Source organism: Streptomyces sp. WMMB 322 (genome assembly GCF_900090145.1).
In the GTDB taxonomy this organism is placed as follows: domain Bacteria; phylum Actinomycetota; class Actinomycetes; order Streptomycetales; family Streptomycetaceae; genus Streptomyces.
Genome location: NZ_FMHI01000016.1, coordinates 44,279 through 57,741, shown reverse-complemented (window position 1 = coordinate 57,741; position 13,463 = coordinate 44,279). Strand labels below are relative to the sequence as shown.

Below are 13,463 nucleotides of genomic sequence, written 5' to 3'. Positions count from 1 at the left end.
ACAGGGTACGCGCTCGGGCGCTGCGCACGCCCCGCGGCCGGGGCGGCCCGCTCCCCCGCGTACCGCCCCGCGCGCGGAAGCAGACCCGTCCGCACTGCCGGCCGGCTCCCGGCTCAGGCACGTCCCGAAGGCGCGGAAGTGAGCGGGAACGCGACGCCGGTGAGGCTCTCGGAGAGACCCCAGAGGCGCTCGGCGTCGCGCGCGTTCTTCGCGGCGGCGCTCCTGCGGGCCGGTGCCGGGTGTCCGCGGCTCTCCATGAAACCGCCGGGGCCGGTGTAACTGCCGCTCGGCAGCGGCTGGGTGGCGGCGTAGAGCGTGGGCAGCGCACCCATCTCGTCGCGCTGCGCGACGAGCCGGTTCGCGACGGCCATGAACGCCTTCTCGGCCTTGTTCGTCGTGTGGCCCTGGAGGTTGGTCGCCGAGTACCCGGGGTGGGCGGCGTGCGCCGTGACCTGCGAGGCCACCGACTCCAGCCGCCGGGCGAGTTCGGCGGTGAACAGGAGGTTGGCGAGCTTGGACTGCCCGTAGGCGCGCCAGCGGTTGTACCCGCCGTGGGAGTTGAGGTCGTCGAAGGCGATGCGGCCGGTTCGGTGCGCCACGGAGGAGACGGTCACGACGCGGCCGCTGATGTGGGGCAGCAGCAGATTGGTGAGGGCGAAGTGGCCGAGGTGGTTGGTGCCGAGCTGCATCTCGAAGCCGTCGGCCGTGCGGCGCTCGGGTATCGCCATCACGCCGGCGTTGTTGACCAGGACGTCGAGCGTGCCCTGCCAGTTCTCGGCGAAGGCGCGCACGGAGGCCAGGTCGGCCAGGTCGAGCCGTCGCACCTCGGTGCTGCCCCGCAGCGTGGAGGCGGCGGCCTCGCCGCGGGCCGTGTCCCGCACGGCGAGGACGACGTGCGCTCCGGCGCGGGCCGCCTCCCGCGCGGTGACGAGGCCGAGGCCGCTGTTGGCTCCGGTCACGACGACTGTGCGTCCGGAGAGATCGGGGAGCTGCTGTGCCGTCCATCGTGAGGTAGTCATGACGGGAATGTAGTCACCGACAACATGGCCGTCAATCCCGTCCACCCGGGCCGTGTTCCGCGCGGCTGCGCGGAACACGGCCACCGGAACTCCGGGATCCCGGCGAGCTGCCGGGATACGCCCGGACCGAACCGGACCCACCTGGGCCGACCGCGGCGGTCGAGTACTCTGCCGCCATGCGCGCCGGCTCCTACCACCACGGAAACCTCCGCGCCGCGCTTCTCGAACGGGCCGAGGCCACGGTGCGCGAGCGCGGCGTCACCGCCCTCTCCCTCCGCGAGCTCGCCCGCGAGACCGGCGTCAGCCACGCCGCACCCCGGCGCCACTTCGGCGACCGGCAGGCGCTGCTGGACGCGCTCGCCGAGGACGGTTTCGTCCGCCTCGGCCAGGACCTCGACGCCGCCGTGCGGGACGCCGAGCCGGAATGCACCGCCCGGTTGCAGGCCCTCGCCCGCGCATACGTCCGCTTCGCCATGCGGCACGCGGCCCTGCTGGAGCTGATGTACGCCGGCAAGCACCGCGAGGGTGCCGAGTCCGTGCGCGCCGCGGCGGAGCGGGCGTTCGCCGTCTCGCTCGAAGTGATCTCCGTCGCGCAGGAGTCGGGGGAGCTGGTGCCCGGCAACCCCGAACACCTCGCCCTGCTGGCGCTCGCGACGCTGCACGGGCTGACGGCCATGGCCAACGGCGGGATGCTCGACGGCCAGGAGCTGGAAGCCGTCGTCCCCGACGCCGTCGAGAAACTGCTGCACGGCCTGCGGCGACGATGAGAGCCGCCCGCCCCTCCTCCCTGCACCGTGGCCCCGCCCTCGCGTCCGGCGCCGGTGCCTGGCACGATCGCCGTCCATGGTGAGCCTCCGACGTACAGCGCGCCGCCTGAGCGGCGGCCTCCGCATGGGCAGACGGCACCTGCTGCGCGCGGGCACGGCTGTGGTCGCCGTGCTCGGGGTGCTGGTGTGGTGGCTGGTGCCCGGCGGCACCGCCGCCCCCAGCGGCACCGTCACCTTCGCCACCGGCGTGTCCACGGGTGTGTACGCGCGCTACGGCTCCCTCCTCCAGGACCGCCTTCACCACGAACTGCCCGATGTGCAACTGCGGTTGCGCAGCAGCCAGGGCTCGGTGCAGAACCTCGACCTGGTGACCTCCGGCAAGGCCTCCTTCACCATCGCCGCCTCGGACGCGGTCGCCACGTACCGCGACCGCAAGGAACCGGGCGCCGACCGCCTGCGCGCGTGCGCCCGGCTGTACGACGACTACCTGCAGCTCGTCGTACCGGCCGGTTCGGGTGTGCGCAGCGCCAAGGACCTCAAGGGGATGCGGGTCGGCGTCGGCCAGGAGCGGTCCGGGGTGAACCTCATCGCGGGAAGGCTGCTGCGGGCGGCCGGTCTGGACGTCGACAAGGACGTGCACACCGTGCACCAGGGGATCGACCGTATGCCAGACCTGCTGGAGAAGGGCAAGATCGACGCGTTCTTCTGGTCCGGTGGCCTGCCGACCGCCGCCATCGAGAACCTGTCGGCGAGAACCAACATCCAGCTCGTACAGCTCGGCGATCTGGTGGAGAAGCTCCACGCCCTCGAACCCGAGACGCGCCACTACCGTGCCGCCGTGATGCCGCCCGACGCCTACCCGGCCATTCAGCAGGGCGAGCCCGTCGACACCGTGGCAGTGGCCAACCTGCTGGTCACCACGGACCGTACGGACACCGCCCTCACCGAAGGCATGACGCGGGCGGCGCTCAACAGCCGCGACCGGATCGGCGAGAAGGTCCACGCGGCGCAGAAGGTCGACCGGCGCACCGCGATCTACACGGCACCGCTGCCCCTGCACAAGGGCGCCCAGCACTTCTACAGGTCCGTCAAGCCGTAGCGCCGCGGGGGCACTTGACGCCCGTCGCGTCAAAGTTCCCGTTCGGCGCAGCACTTGACGCCCCGTGTCAGCTCTGCCGCGCACAAGTTCCTTCGCCGGCCCTGCGGTTGGGGCGGGTGCCCGGCCGCGCGCCCCGGCTCCCTCGGCTCAACCGGCCTTCGGGACCTTCCACATGCGCAGCTTGCCGTCCCTCGCCGTGGTCGCGACGAGCCCGCCCCCCGGACTGACGGCCACGCTCTCCACGCTGTCCTTGTGGCCCGTCAGGACGGCCCGCGGTGTTCCGTCGTCCGGATTCCACAGCCGCGCCTCGGTCCACGCGAAGGTCGCGAGCGTCTTGCCGTCCGAGCTGGAGACGACGCCGTCCGCGGAGGTGAATCCGCCTTCGGCCAAGGGGTCTTTTTCACGGCCGCTGTTCACGTCCCACTGTCTGATCCTGTCGTCCGAACCGACGGTGAACAGGGTGGTGCCGTCCTTGCCGAACGCCACACCGGCGACACTCTTGGGATGGCGGAGGGCGTGGGCGGATGTGTGGTCGGCCACGTCCCACAGCATCGCCGTGTGCAGGGAGCTGCCGGCGGGGTCGTAGGCCGCGGACGCCACCGTCCCGCCGTCCGGGCTGAAGACGACGTTCCACACCGGCTGGCCGTGATCCAGTGTGGCGATGCGGCGGGTCTCGCTGCTGTCTACGTCCCACAGCCGCACCTTGCCGTCCTCGCTGCCGGTGGCGAGGACCTTGCCGTCCGGGCTGAACGCGATGTCCCTGACCTGATCCGTGGGGCTCGCCTCGAAGGTGGCGACCTGTCGGCGCCCGGCCAGGTCCCACAGTCCCACCGTGTGGTCGCCGGCCGCTCCGGCGAGCACCTTGCCGTCGGGGCTGAACTCGACGGAGGAAATCCTCTGGAGCTGCTCCTCGCCGCGTTCGTCGCGCTGCTCGAGGGTGGCGCGCTGCTTGCGGGTCGCCACGTCCCACAGCCGCAACTTGCCCTGCTGAACGCCTGCGGCGAGCGTCCTGCCGTCCGGGCTGAACGCCACGTCCGCGGCCGAGTCCCCGGGGCCCGTGAGCGTGACCGTGGGCTTCAGCCAGGGAGGCGAGTCCCCGCCGGTGCCGCCCCAGGGCACGAGGAAGACGGTGAGTACGACGGCCAGAACGAGGACGAGCCCGAGGACGACCCCGCCTGCCCCTGCGCCGCCTCGCCCTCTCCGCAAGGGCGCGGCAAGGGCGGCGAACGGGGAGTACCCGACCGGCGGGGAAGGGCTCGCCGGCCGGGACGGTGCCGCCTCTTCCGGGTCCTGCTTCGTCGGAGGCGGCGCGGGCACCGCGGAGTGGGCGGGCCGGGTCGGAGCAGAGTGGACGTCGACGACGGTCGCTTCCGGCGCCGGATTCCCGCGACAGAGCTGGATGACGGCGGCGGGGTCGGGTCGCTGCTGCGGGTCCTTCGCCAGGCAGCGCGCGGCGACCGTGCGGACGGGCGCGGGGCAGCCGTCGAGGTCGGGTTCCTGTTCGAGGATGCGGTAGGTGACGCCGTGGGCGCTGCCGCCGCCGAAGGCGAGGCGTGCGGTGACTGCGAAGTGCGCGACGAGTCCGAGGGCGAAGACGTCGACGGCTTCGGTCAGTTCATGCCCGCGGATGTACTCGGGCGCCATGTACCCGGGCGTTCCCGCGCGCATTCCCGTACCGGTCACCGAGGTGACGTCCGCGGCCCGCGCGATGCCGAAGTCGATGACCTTGGGCCCCTCGGCGGTGAGGATGATGTTGGAAGGCTTCAGGTCACGGTGGATCACACCGGCGGCATGGATGGACTGCAGGGCCTCGGCCACCTTGGCGACAAGACCCAGCGCCGCCGCCTCCGGCAGCGGACCCTCGTCGTCCACGGCGTCCTGCAACGACGGCCCGGGAACGTAGGCCGTGGCCAGCCAGGGCTCCTCGGCCTGAAGGTCCGCGTCGACCACCGGCACGGTGTACAGCCCCTGGACCCGCCCGGCGGCGGCCACCTCCTGCTCGAAGCGCTTGCGGAAGGCCCGGTCACCCGCGTACTCGCGGTGCACGAGCTTGACCGCCACCTCACTGCCCGCCGGTGTACGCCCCAGGTACACACGGCCCATCCCGCCCGCACCCAGCACCGCCTCCAGCCGGTACGGACCGGCCTCGCGCGGATCGCCGGTCCCCAGCGGCCGGTGCGGAGGCGGAGTCGTCGGCCACCCCGGCCCAGGGCTGACAGGCGGAACCGCCGGACCGCCACGGTCCAGTTGAGACATGGCGCCTCTCCCCCGTTCGTCTGCGCGCCCGTACCGCGCCGTGCGCCACCGATCAGGCGCGGCCCGCTCCCGGCGATCCGGGGGCGGCCTCCCCGCCAGCCGGGTCCGGGCCGCCGGCTCCGAGCGAGCCACAGATTAGACGAACGCCACACCCCTGAACAGATCTCCCAGGACGCGGGAGGGACCGCGTGACCGCTGGTCCCTCCGCCGCCGGCGGCATGCCGACTCCACACGCCACGGGCCACGTCGCTGGGGACGGCCGCCTCGCCGCGCCGTCCGCCGTCGCAAGGCGCGAACGGCACTTCGGGGGCTGCGAACCCGCTACGCGGTCGAGTCGCCGGGCCCGGCCGCCGGAGACGTCCGCGACCGGCGCTCCTGAGCGGCGTCGGCGACGAGCTGCTGCAGCTTGTCCGGGCTCGCCGTGATCCCCGCGTCCAGCTGCTCGGCCTGTGCCTGCCGCGCCGGGGTGACCCGGCCCGTGTAGAAGATCAGGGGGCCCTTGTAGTAGTCGCCGCGGCGGAGACCTTCGGCATCGTTGAACCCGGCCTCGCGGCCCGCGCCGCGCGCGATGTCGGAGATCAGCAGATCGTGGTCACCGGCCGCGAGCTGCCGCTCCGCCTCCGCCCGGTTCTCGACCACCTCGACGGACGCCCCCGCCCGGCGCATCGCCTGGGCCTCCGTCTCGACACTGGCAGGGTTGTCGTCGATCCACAGGATGCGCATGTCCGCGAGTGGTTGGGCGGCGCGTGCCCTCGAAAGGTCCGAGAGGGGAGGCTCGGCCCCGTACTGAGGCACCGGGTACGGGGACCCCGGGTACGGGGACCCCGGGTACGAGGGGCCCGAGTACGGGGACGCCGAGTAGGGGGACACCGGATACGGGGGCCCCGGGTACGGCGAGCCCGGGTAGGGCTGCGGCTGGTACGCGCCCTGGTACTGCTGAGCCGGCACCGGTGCGCCTTGTTCCGCGGTGGGGCGCAGTTGCTGCTGCCACAGCGACTGGATCACCTGCCCGTACGCCTGCGGCTGCTCCAGCTCGTCGACCGGCGAGGGGCGCTGACGCAGTCGCTGGATCAGCTCCTCGTACCGGGGCTGCCGCTCCAACTCGTCGACGAGCGAGGTGAATCCGCGGTCGGCGACCAGGACCGGGAATTCTCTGGGCAGTTCCCGCTCCAGCTCCTCCAGGTTCTCGCTCCAGGTGTCCGTGTCGGTGAGCGAGGGCTGCCGCACCTCGTGCTGCGCGAAGAAGCGCGAGACCTCCTCGTCGCTCGCTACGCCGTCCTCCACCTGGCGGGGCCGCAGCCGAAGCCGGAGGCGGACTTTGCGGTAGGTCTGGAACTCGGTGAGGACGTCGCCGAAGGGGCTGGCGGCGTCGCTTCCGCTGTCGACCAGCATCCGGTAGAAGTCGGTGTAGAAGTGCTGGAGCACCAGGGTGCTGACCACGCTTCGCGCGTCCTCGCGCACGAAGTCCCGCCACAGCGGGTTGAGTCCGACCTCCAGCACGAACCCGTTGATGAGCTTCTTGATCCGCCGCGGATTGCGCCCGGAGCGCTCGGCGATCACGGAGACCACGTCGGCGTTCAGCACCGGCTGGATGCCGGACCGCTGGGCACAGCGGTGGATGAAGTCCTCGATTCCCGTACCGTCCGGCACGGGAATCCGGTAGGTCGTCTGGAAGATCTTCTCCATGAACGCCGACCCGGCGGGCGACAGGTCGCGCAGCAGACCGTTGGATGCGAGCGCCGAGCGGTCGCACCCGATGACGAACGCCACGCCGGGCACGTCCAGATACACCTTCACGGCCTCGCACACCGCGAGAACCGTCTCCTCCGAGCAGCGGTCCAGGTCGTCGATGAAGACGACCAGAAGCTGCTTGGGCGAGAACTCGCCGGTCTCGACCCGCTCCCGCACCGCTTCCCTGATCGCGTCCCGCATCTCGTTACGGGCCTGCGGGCTCCCGGACATTCCCTTCCACAGCTCGTTCACCATGGGGCTCAGCCCGAACAGGCCGCCTGCCAGCAGGAACGAGGCGCGGATCAGTCTCAGGAGGGTCCCGCGGTCGGAGATGCGCTGGGACGGTCCGGCGCAGGACCCGTTTGTCGAAACGCATCAGAACCGACTTGATCAGACCTTCGAGGACGTCCGCGCCGGTCGAGGTCCAGGCGTTGTACCAGACCGTGCGCACTCCGTGGACCTGCGTCAACTCCGTGTCCACCAGGCGCATCAGGCTGCTCTTGCCCGTCCCCCATCCGGCGTCGACCGCCAGGGTGAGGGGCGTGGAACGGCGGGAGTCGACCAGCAGCTTGGCGAGTTGCGCGGCGGGGTCGCGGGCGCCCAGCAGATCCCCTTGCGCGTCGGTGACGGGTTCGTCGTTGATCAGCGAGAAGTGTTGCGGGTCGAACCCGGCCACGGCGTCCCCCCGTTGTGTGCGCCTGCGGAACCGGCGCCATCGTAGTCGTACCTGACGCGGCCAACTGCCGTGCGGACGCGGGCGAGGACGGAGGAGAATGCTTACAGCCCGGCAGCACCTGTGAGCATTTTCCGTCGGGCTCACAGACCGCCGGCCGCGCCGAGACTCAGCTCGGCCCACACCGTCTTCCCCGACGGGTCCCTCGGGGAGACGCCCCAGCGGTGCGCGAGCGAGTCGACGAGCAGTAGGCCGCGGCCCGACTCGGCGTCCGGCGCGAGCGGTTCGGGCGCCATGGCCCCGAACTCGTCCCGCGCATCGGCGACTTCGATCCGGAGGGTGCCGGGCAGCAGCAGACCGGGGCCGGTCAGCAGGCGCAACCGGAAGCTGCGTCCTGGCACACGGCCGTGCGTGGCGGCGTTGGCGGCCAGTTCCGCGATGAGCAGCGTGCCCGTCCGGGAGACCTCGTCGTCGTACGGCCAGCCCCACGCCGCCAGTTGTTCGGTTCCCATCAGACGGGCGAGCCGGGCACCACGGGGAGTCGAACTGAACAGCTGCGCGAACTCGTGGACGGGAGCGCTGATTTCGGTCGGGGCGATCTCGGTTTTCACGTCACAGAGAGTGTCCGCCCGGACATAATCGGTCGAGGGGGTCGGCCGGTACGAGGTGCGGCCGTACCGAAGCGTCCGCGGTGCTGTACCCCGCGTCAGCAGTGACGGGGCCGCCGCACCCCCGTTGAGTACGGGCACGAAGGGGGTGGCGCCGCATGACCGAGGGCGAACACGCAGCGCAGCGGACCGAGACCGGAGACACCGTCGATCCGCTGCTGAGGGCGATCGGCAGGCAGATCAAGTTCCTCCGGGAACGGGCGGGACTGACACAGCCCGAACTGGGCGAACGAATCGGCTACGGCGTCGACTTGGTCTCCTCCGTCGAGCGGGGACGGCGAGCGCCGAAACCGCAGTTCATCGACGGGGTGGAGCGGGTACTGGACGCGCGCGGGTTGCTGAAGGCGGTTCAGGACGACATCGAGCGGTCCGTTCTTCCCGCTCGTTTCCGGGACTTCGCACGCTGGGAAAAGGACGCCGCGAGCTTCTACTCCTATGCGCCTCTCACCGTTCCAGGACTCTTGCAGACTGAGGAGTACGCACGGGCACTCATCCGGGGCCACTGTCCCCCTCTCGAAGACGACACCATTGAAGATCGCGTAGCGGCCCGACTGGAGAGGGCACACATTTTCGACGATCACTCCGCCCCGGTTACGAGCTTCGTCATCGAAGAAGCCGTGCTACGACGGCCGGTCGGCGGACGTGCAGTCATGAGGGCACAACTCGACTGGCTGTTGGACAGGGCGAAACTGCGTAACGTTTCACTCCAGGTCATGCCGACATCACGCTGGGAGCACAACGGCCTGCTCGGCCCAATCACGTTGCTGGAGACGAAAGATGGCCGCCTGGTCGCCTATACGGAAGCTCAAGGCGTCAGCAGCGTGATCACCGAACGCACTGCAGTTCGGGTCTACGCCCAACGTCATGGGATCATCCGGACTCAGGCTCTGGACACCGAGGAGTCGGCCCGTCTTGTCGAGCAGTTGGCAGGTGACCTATGAACGTCGAGAAACAGGCTTCCGCGTACAGCGATCTCATGTGGGTCAAGAGCAGCTACAGCGACAGTGAAGGCGCCGAGTGCATCGAAGTCGCCTGGCGGAAAAGCAGCCACAGCGACAGCGAGGGCGCCAACTGCCTGGAAGTTGCCTGGCGCAAGAGCAGCTACAGCGACAACGCCGGCGGCGAGTGCATCGAAGTCACCGACGCGACCCCCACCGTCAACATCCGGGACTCCAAGAACCCGGAGGGTCCTCTTCTCACAGTGCCGCGAAGCGGCTGGACCGCATTCGTCCAATACGCGAGCACCGGCTGAACAACCAAGCTGTCGCTGCGATCAACGTGATCAACGACCGTTCCCGCCGCCGGGAGTAGCCACACGTCGTGAGGCGCCGGCCCAAATGATCTCCGCGCCCCACGACTGTCGGCAGCGATACGCGGCTGCTGATGAGCGGCACCTTGGCTACCCTGGAAACCATGACGACGCGGGAAGAGCTGCACGCTCTTATCGACAGCGTGCCTGATGACGATATCGATGCCGTGGTGCAGACTCTGAGGCCATTCATAGAGCAGAGCCCCCGCTCTGTACGACCCGCCTTCATCGGCATGGGACATTCCGGCCACTCGGACACGTCGACGCGCGCGGATGAGATTCTGCGCGAGACAGGTTTCGGCGAGTGATCGTGATCGACACGGGGCCCCTCGTAGCCCTGGCGGATGCCGATGATGCCTGTCACGCAGCGTGTGTACGTTGGTATGACAACGTCAACCCGCGAAACCTTGTGATCCCGTCCCCGGTCATTGCCGAAGTGTGCCACTTGCTGGGAACTCGCTGTGGCGCACAAGTCGAAGCGTCGTTCCTGGATGCGCTCGCAGCCGGCCAGCTGGGAACGGTCACCGGTCTCATGCCAGAGGACATCGCACGCATGGCTGAACTCGTGCGGCAGTACGCCGACTTGCCACTCGGCGGCACGGATGCTTGCGTCATCGCGATCGCTGAACGGTGGAAGGCGAAGCAGGTGAGCACCGTGGACCGGAAGCACTTCAGCATCGTTCGCCCTGTTCACGCCCCCGCGTTCGAGCTGCTCCCGGACGACCTTTGAGAGCTCCTGAGCGGTTCCTCCAATACGCCACCGCAGGCTGAAACACAACGCTGTCGCCGCGGCCCGCATGATGGCAGGCTCCTCACCAGGTCGAACGTAACGAGGACCCGAGGACCCTTAGATCGGAGCAGCCGCCATGCACGACGACCGCCGCATCGTCGAGGACCGCCTTCGCCGTGTCCTGGCCGAACGCATCAAGCCCGCCGTATACAGCAGCCCCTTGCCTCTGACTGTCGAGCGGTGGGACGTCCCCGGTGAGCCCGTGCCGGTGGCGGAGGGGCTTGCCGCGACGTACGGACCGTCGAAGGCCGGTGAGCGGTGGGGGCCCGCCTGGGGAACGACATGGTTCAAGGTCACGGGGCGGGTGCCGGAGGAATGGCGGGGCCGCACCGTGGAGGCGGTGCTGGATCTGGGCTTCGACCGGAACATGCCGGGCTTCCAGTGCGAGGGCCTGATCTACCGGGCGGACGGTGAGGCCGTCAAGGCGCTCAATCCCCGCAACGACTGGGTGCGCATCGCGGAAGCGGCCGCCGGCGGCGAGGAGGTGGAGCTGTTCGTCGAGGCGGCGGCGAACCCGATCGTCAACACGCCGCAGACGCCTACGTACCAGGGCGACAGGCTCACCTCCAGCGACCGTCCGCTGTACCGGCTGCGGCGGATGGACCTCGCCGTCTTCGAGGCCGAGGTGTGGGAGCTGGTGCAGGACCTGGAGGTGGCCGGGTCGCTGATGCGGGAGCTGCCGCTGGAGGACGCGCGGCGGTGGGAGCTGCTGCGTGCGATCGAGGATTCGCTGGACGCTCTCGGCGTTCATGACATCGTTGGCAACGCCTCCCGCGCACGGGAGGCACTCGGCGACGTGCTCTCCACTCCGGCGCGTCCCTCCGCGCACCGCATCAGCGCCGTCGGGCACGCGCACATCGACTCGGCATGGCTGTGGCCGCTGCGCGAGACGGTGCGGAAGGTGGCGCGTACCGCGTCGAACATGGTCAACCTCATGGAGGACCACCCGGAGTTCGTCTTCGCCATGTCCTCGGCGCAGCAGCTGGAGTGGATCAAGAACTACCGGCCCGAGGTCTACGCGAAGGTCAAGAAGAAGGTGGCGGACGGCCAGTTCGTGCCGGTGGGCGGCATGTGGGTCGAGTCCGACACGAACATGGTCGGCGGCGAGGCCATGGCCCGGCAGTTCGTCTACGGGAAGCGCTTCTTCCTGGAGGAGTTCGGTGTCGAGACGAAGGAGGTCTGGCTGCCGGACTCGTTCGGATACACCGCCGCGATGCCGCAGATCGTGAAGCTGGCGGGGGCGAAGTGGTTCCTGACGCAGAAGATCTCGTGGAGCGAGACGAACAAGTTCCCGCACCACACCTTCTGGTGGGAGGGCATCGACGGCACGCGCGTCTTCACGCACTTTCCGCCCGTCGACACCTACAACTCCGACCTCGGCGGCGCCGAGATGGCGCACGCCGCGCGCAACTACCAGGAGAAGGGCGGCGGTTCGCGTTCGCTCGCGCCGTTCGGCTGGGGCGACGGCGGCGGCGGGTCGACGCGCGAGATGCTGGCACGGGCGGAGCGGCTGAAGGACCTGGAGGGCTCACCGCGCGTGACCGTCGAGAAGCCCTCGGCCTTCTTCTCCAAGGCGCACGAGGAGTACGGCGCCAAGGCGCCGGTGTGGGCCGGAGAGCTGTACCTGGAGCTGCACCGCGGCACGTACACCTCGCAGGCGAAGACGAAGCAGGGCAACCGGCACAGCGAATCCCTGCTGCGTGAGGCCGAGTTGTGGGCGGCGACGGCGGCCGTGCGCACCGGGCACACCTACCCGTACGAGCAGCTGGACGAGATCTGGAAGACGGTGCTGCTGCACCAGTTCCACGACATCCTGCCCGGCTCGTCGATCGCCTGGGTGCACCGCGAGGCACGCGAGACGTACGCGCGCGTGCGGGCGGAGCTGGAGGAGATCATCGCCGCGGCTCAGTCCGCCCTGGCGGGCGAGGGCGACGTCCCGGTCGTCTTCAACGCCGCGCCGCACGCGCGCGACGGCGTGGCCGCGGGCGGTGCGGCACCCGCGAGCGGGCGCACCGGCGGGGCGCCCGTCACCGTGGAGGAACGGCCCGGCGGCGGCTGGGTGCTGGCCAACGGGCTGCTGCGGATCGAGGTGGACGGGCGGGGCCTGGTCGTCTCCGCGTACGACGAGGACGCCCGCCGCGAAAGCGTCGCGCCCGGTGAGGCGGCCAACCTGCTCCAGGTGCACCCGGATCTGCCCAACCACTGGGACGCCTGGGACGTGGACTCCTTCTACCGTCACAACGTCACCGACCTGACGGGCACGGACGGGCTGGAGCTGTCCGAGTCCGGCGAGGCGCGGGCGACCGTCCGCGTCGAGCGTTCCTTCGGCGCTTCGAGCGTGGTGCAGCGGCTGACGCTGCGCGCCGGTTCTAAGGTGCTGGACATCGACACCGAAGTGGACTGGCACGAGAGCGAGATGTTCCTCAAGGCCGCCTTCCCGCTCGATGTGAAGGCGGACCGTTCCGCGTCCGAGACGCAGTTCGGGCACGTCTTCCGTCCGACGCACACCAACACCTCGTGGGAATCGGCCAAGTTCGAGATCTGCGCGCACCGCTGGCTCCACGTCGAGGAGCCGGGCTGGGGTGCGGCGGTCGTCAACGACTCGACGTACGGGCACGACGTGACCCGCACGGTCCGCGACGACGGCGGCCAGACCACCACGGTGCGGCTGTCGCTGCTGCGCGCGCCCCGCTACCCGGACCCGGAGACCGACCAGGGCTCGCACCGGCTGCGGTTCGCGCTCGCGCCGGGCGCGACGGTGGGAGACGCGGTGCGGGAGGGCCACTGGATCAACCTGCCGGAGCGCACGGTGCGGGGAGCCGGGGGCACGGTCGCACCGCTCGTCGGCGTCGACAACGACCAGGTGGTCGTCGAGGCGCTCAAGCTTGCGGACGACCGCAGCGGCGATCTGGTGGTCCGCCTGTACGAGTCGCACGGCGGGCGCGCACGCGCGGTGCTCACGGCGGGGACGCCGGTCACGTCGGTGAGCGAGACGGACCTGCTGGAGCGTCCGCTGCCGGATGCCGCGGCGCACGAGCTGTCCGCGGACGGTTCCGTGGAGGTCACCCTGCGCCCGTTCCAGATCCTCACCCTCCGCCTGGGCCGCTGAGGACTGTCCGGCGGGTCTTCGCGGGCTCGCGACGCCCGGGCG

At 70.3% G+C, this 13,463-nt stretch carries 12 protein-coding genes; 7 read left to right on the top strand and 5 right to left on the bottom strand.

Features of this window, described 5'->3' with window-relative positions:
* Positions 1-113 precede the first annotated feature (113 nt).
* A complete protein-coding gene (locus H180DRAFT_RS22215; RefSeq protein WP_055487954.1) occupies positions 114-1,019 on the bottom strand; it encodes an oxidoreductase in 906 nt (301 codons plus the stop codon).
* Between the two features lie 176 nt (positions 1,020-1,195).
* Between H180DRAFT_RS22215 and H180DRAFT_RS22210 the strand changes: the two genes are divergently transcribed.
* On the top strand, positions 1,196-1,786 hold the full coding sequence (locus H180DRAFT_RS22210) for a TetR/AcrR family transcriptional regulator (RefSeq protein WP_055487888.1): 591 nt from the start codon (positions 1,196-1,198) through the stop codon (positions 1,784-1,786).
* Positions 1,787-1,862: 76 nt separating this feature from the next.
* Positions 1,863-2,885: a TAXI family TRAP transporter solute-binding subunit gene (locus tag H180DRAFT_RS22205; RefSeq protein ID WP_079100313.1), complete on the top strand. Its 1,023-nt coding sequence runs from the start codon at positions 1,863-1,865 to the stop codon at positions 2,883-2,885.
* Positions 2,886-3,032: 147 nt separating this feature from the next.
* Here the strand turns inward: H180DRAFT_RS22205 and H180DRAFT_RS22200 are convergent, their stop codons facing one another.
* The 4 genes from H180DRAFT_RS22200 to H180DRAFT_RS22185 all read right to left on the bottom strand — a co-directional run bounded on the left by H180DRAFT_RS22200 (position 3,033) and on the right by H180DRAFT_RS22185 (position 8,129).
* Positions 3,033-5,141, bottom strand: coding sequence for a WD40 repeat domain-containing serine/threonine protein kinase (locus H180DRAFT_RS22200; protein WP_074466932.1), 2,109 nt, complete (start codon positions 5,139-5,141; stop codon positions 3,033-3,035).
* Between the two features lie 321 nt (positions 5,142-5,462).
* On the bottom strand, positions 5,463-7,127 hold the full coding sequence (locus H180DRAFT_RS30590) for a P-loop NTPase fold protein (RefSeq protein ID WP_254666140.1): 1,665 nt from the start codon (positions 7,125-7,127) through the stop codon (positions 5,463-5,465).
* Positions 7,078-7,548, bottom strand: coding sequence for a P-loop NTPase fold protein (locus H180DRAFT_RS30585; protein ID WP_055487885.1), 471 nt, complete (start codon positions 7,546-7,548; stop codon positions 7,078-7,080). The genes H180DRAFT_RS30590 and H180DRAFT_RS30585 overlap by 50 nt, the downstream gene beginning before the upstream one ends.
* A 140-nt stretch (positions 7,549-7,688) precedes the next feature.
* Complete coding sequence (locus H180DRAFT_RS22185; protein ID WP_302622452.1) at positions 7,689-8,129, bottom strand: ATP-binding protein; 441 nt, start codon at positions 8,127-8,129, stop codon at positions 7,689-7,691.
* Between the two features lie 182 nt (positions 8,130-8,311).
* On the opposite strand from H180DRAFT_RS22185, the gene H180DRAFT_RS22180 reads away from it, so the two are divergent.
* The 5 genes from H180DRAFT_RS22180 to H180DRAFT_RS22160 all read left to right on the top strand — a co-directional run bounded on the left by H180DRAFT_RS22180 (position 8,312) and on the right by H180DRAFT_RS22160 (position 13,421).
* Positions 8,312-9,154, top strand: coding sequence for a helix-turn-helix domain-containing protein (locus H180DRAFT_RS22180; protein ID WP_055487884.1), 843 nt, complete (start codon positions 8,312-8,314; stop codon positions 9,152-9,154).
* Complete coding sequence (locus tag H180DRAFT_RS22175; protein ID WP_055487883.1) at positions 9,151-9,465, top strand: DUF397 domain-containing protein; 315 nt, start codon at positions 9,151-9,153, stop codon at positions 9,463-9,465. Before H180DRAFT_RS22180 ends, H180DRAFT_RS22175 begins: the two co-directional genes overlap by 4 nt.
* Positions 9,466-9,596: 131 nt before the next feature.
* On the top strand, positions 9,597-9,830 hold the full coding sequence (locus tag H180DRAFT_RS22170; protein ID WP_055487882.1) for a hypothetical protein: 234 nt from the start codon (positions 9,597-9,599) through the stop codon (positions 9,828-9,830).
* The gene (locus H180DRAFT_RS22165) at positions 9,827-10,252 is read left to right on the top strand and encodes a type II toxin-antitoxin system VapC family toxin (RefSeq protein WP_055487881.1); all 426 of its coding nucleotides are present in this window, start codon (positions 9,827-9,829) and stop codon (positions 10,250-10,252) included. The genes H180DRAFT_RS22170 and H180DRAFT_RS22165 overlap by 4 nt, the downstream gene beginning before the upstream one ends.
* 136 nt (positions 10,253-10,388) lie before the next feature.
* Positions 10,389-13,421 (top strand): alpha-mannosidase, encoded by a 3,033-nt coding sequence (locus tag H180DRAFT_RS22160; protein WP_055487880.1) that lies wholly within the window; start codon positions 10,389-10,391, stop codon positions 13,419-13,421.
* Positions 13,422-13,463 lie beyond the last annotated feature (42 nt).

Coding starts and splice junctions, on each gene's coding strand:
- H180DRAFT_RS22180 (WP_055487884.1), top strand. CDS start 8,312: ATGACCGAGGGCGAACACGCAGCGCAGCGGACCGAGACCGGAGACACC.
- H180DRAFT_RS22170 (WP_055487882.1), top strand. CDS start 9,597: ATGAGCGGCACCTTGGCTACCCTGGAAACCATGACGACGCGGGAAGAG.
- H180DRAFT_RS30590 (WP_254666140.1), bottom strand. CDS start 7,127: ATGGTGAACGAGCTGTGGAAGGGAATGTCCGGGAGCCCGCAGGCCCGT.
- H180DRAFT_RS22160 (WP_055487880.1), top strand. CDS start 10,389: ATGCACGACGACCGCCGCATCGTCGAGGACCGCCTTCGCCGTGTCCTG.
- H180DRAFT_RS22210 (WP_055487888.1), top strand. CDS start 1,196: ATGCGCGCCGGCTCCTACCACCACGGAAACCTCCGCGCCGCGCTTCTC.
- H180DRAFT_RS22175 (WP_055487883.1), top strand. CDS start 9,151: ATGAACGTCGAGAAACAGGCTTCCGCGTACAGCGATCTCATGTGGGTC.
- H180DRAFT_RS22215 (WP_055487954.1), bottom strand. CDS start 1,019: ATGACTACCTCACGATGGACGGCACAGCAGCTCCCCGATCTCTCCGGA.
- H180DRAFT_RS22200 (WP_074466932.1), bottom strand. CDS start 5,141: ATGTCTCAACTGGACCGTGGCGGTCCGGCGGTTCCGCCTGTCAGCCCT.
- H180DRAFT_RS22205 (WP_079100313.1), top strand. CDS start 1,863: ATGGTGAGCCTCCGACGTACAGCGCGCCGCCTGAGCGGCGGCCTCCGC.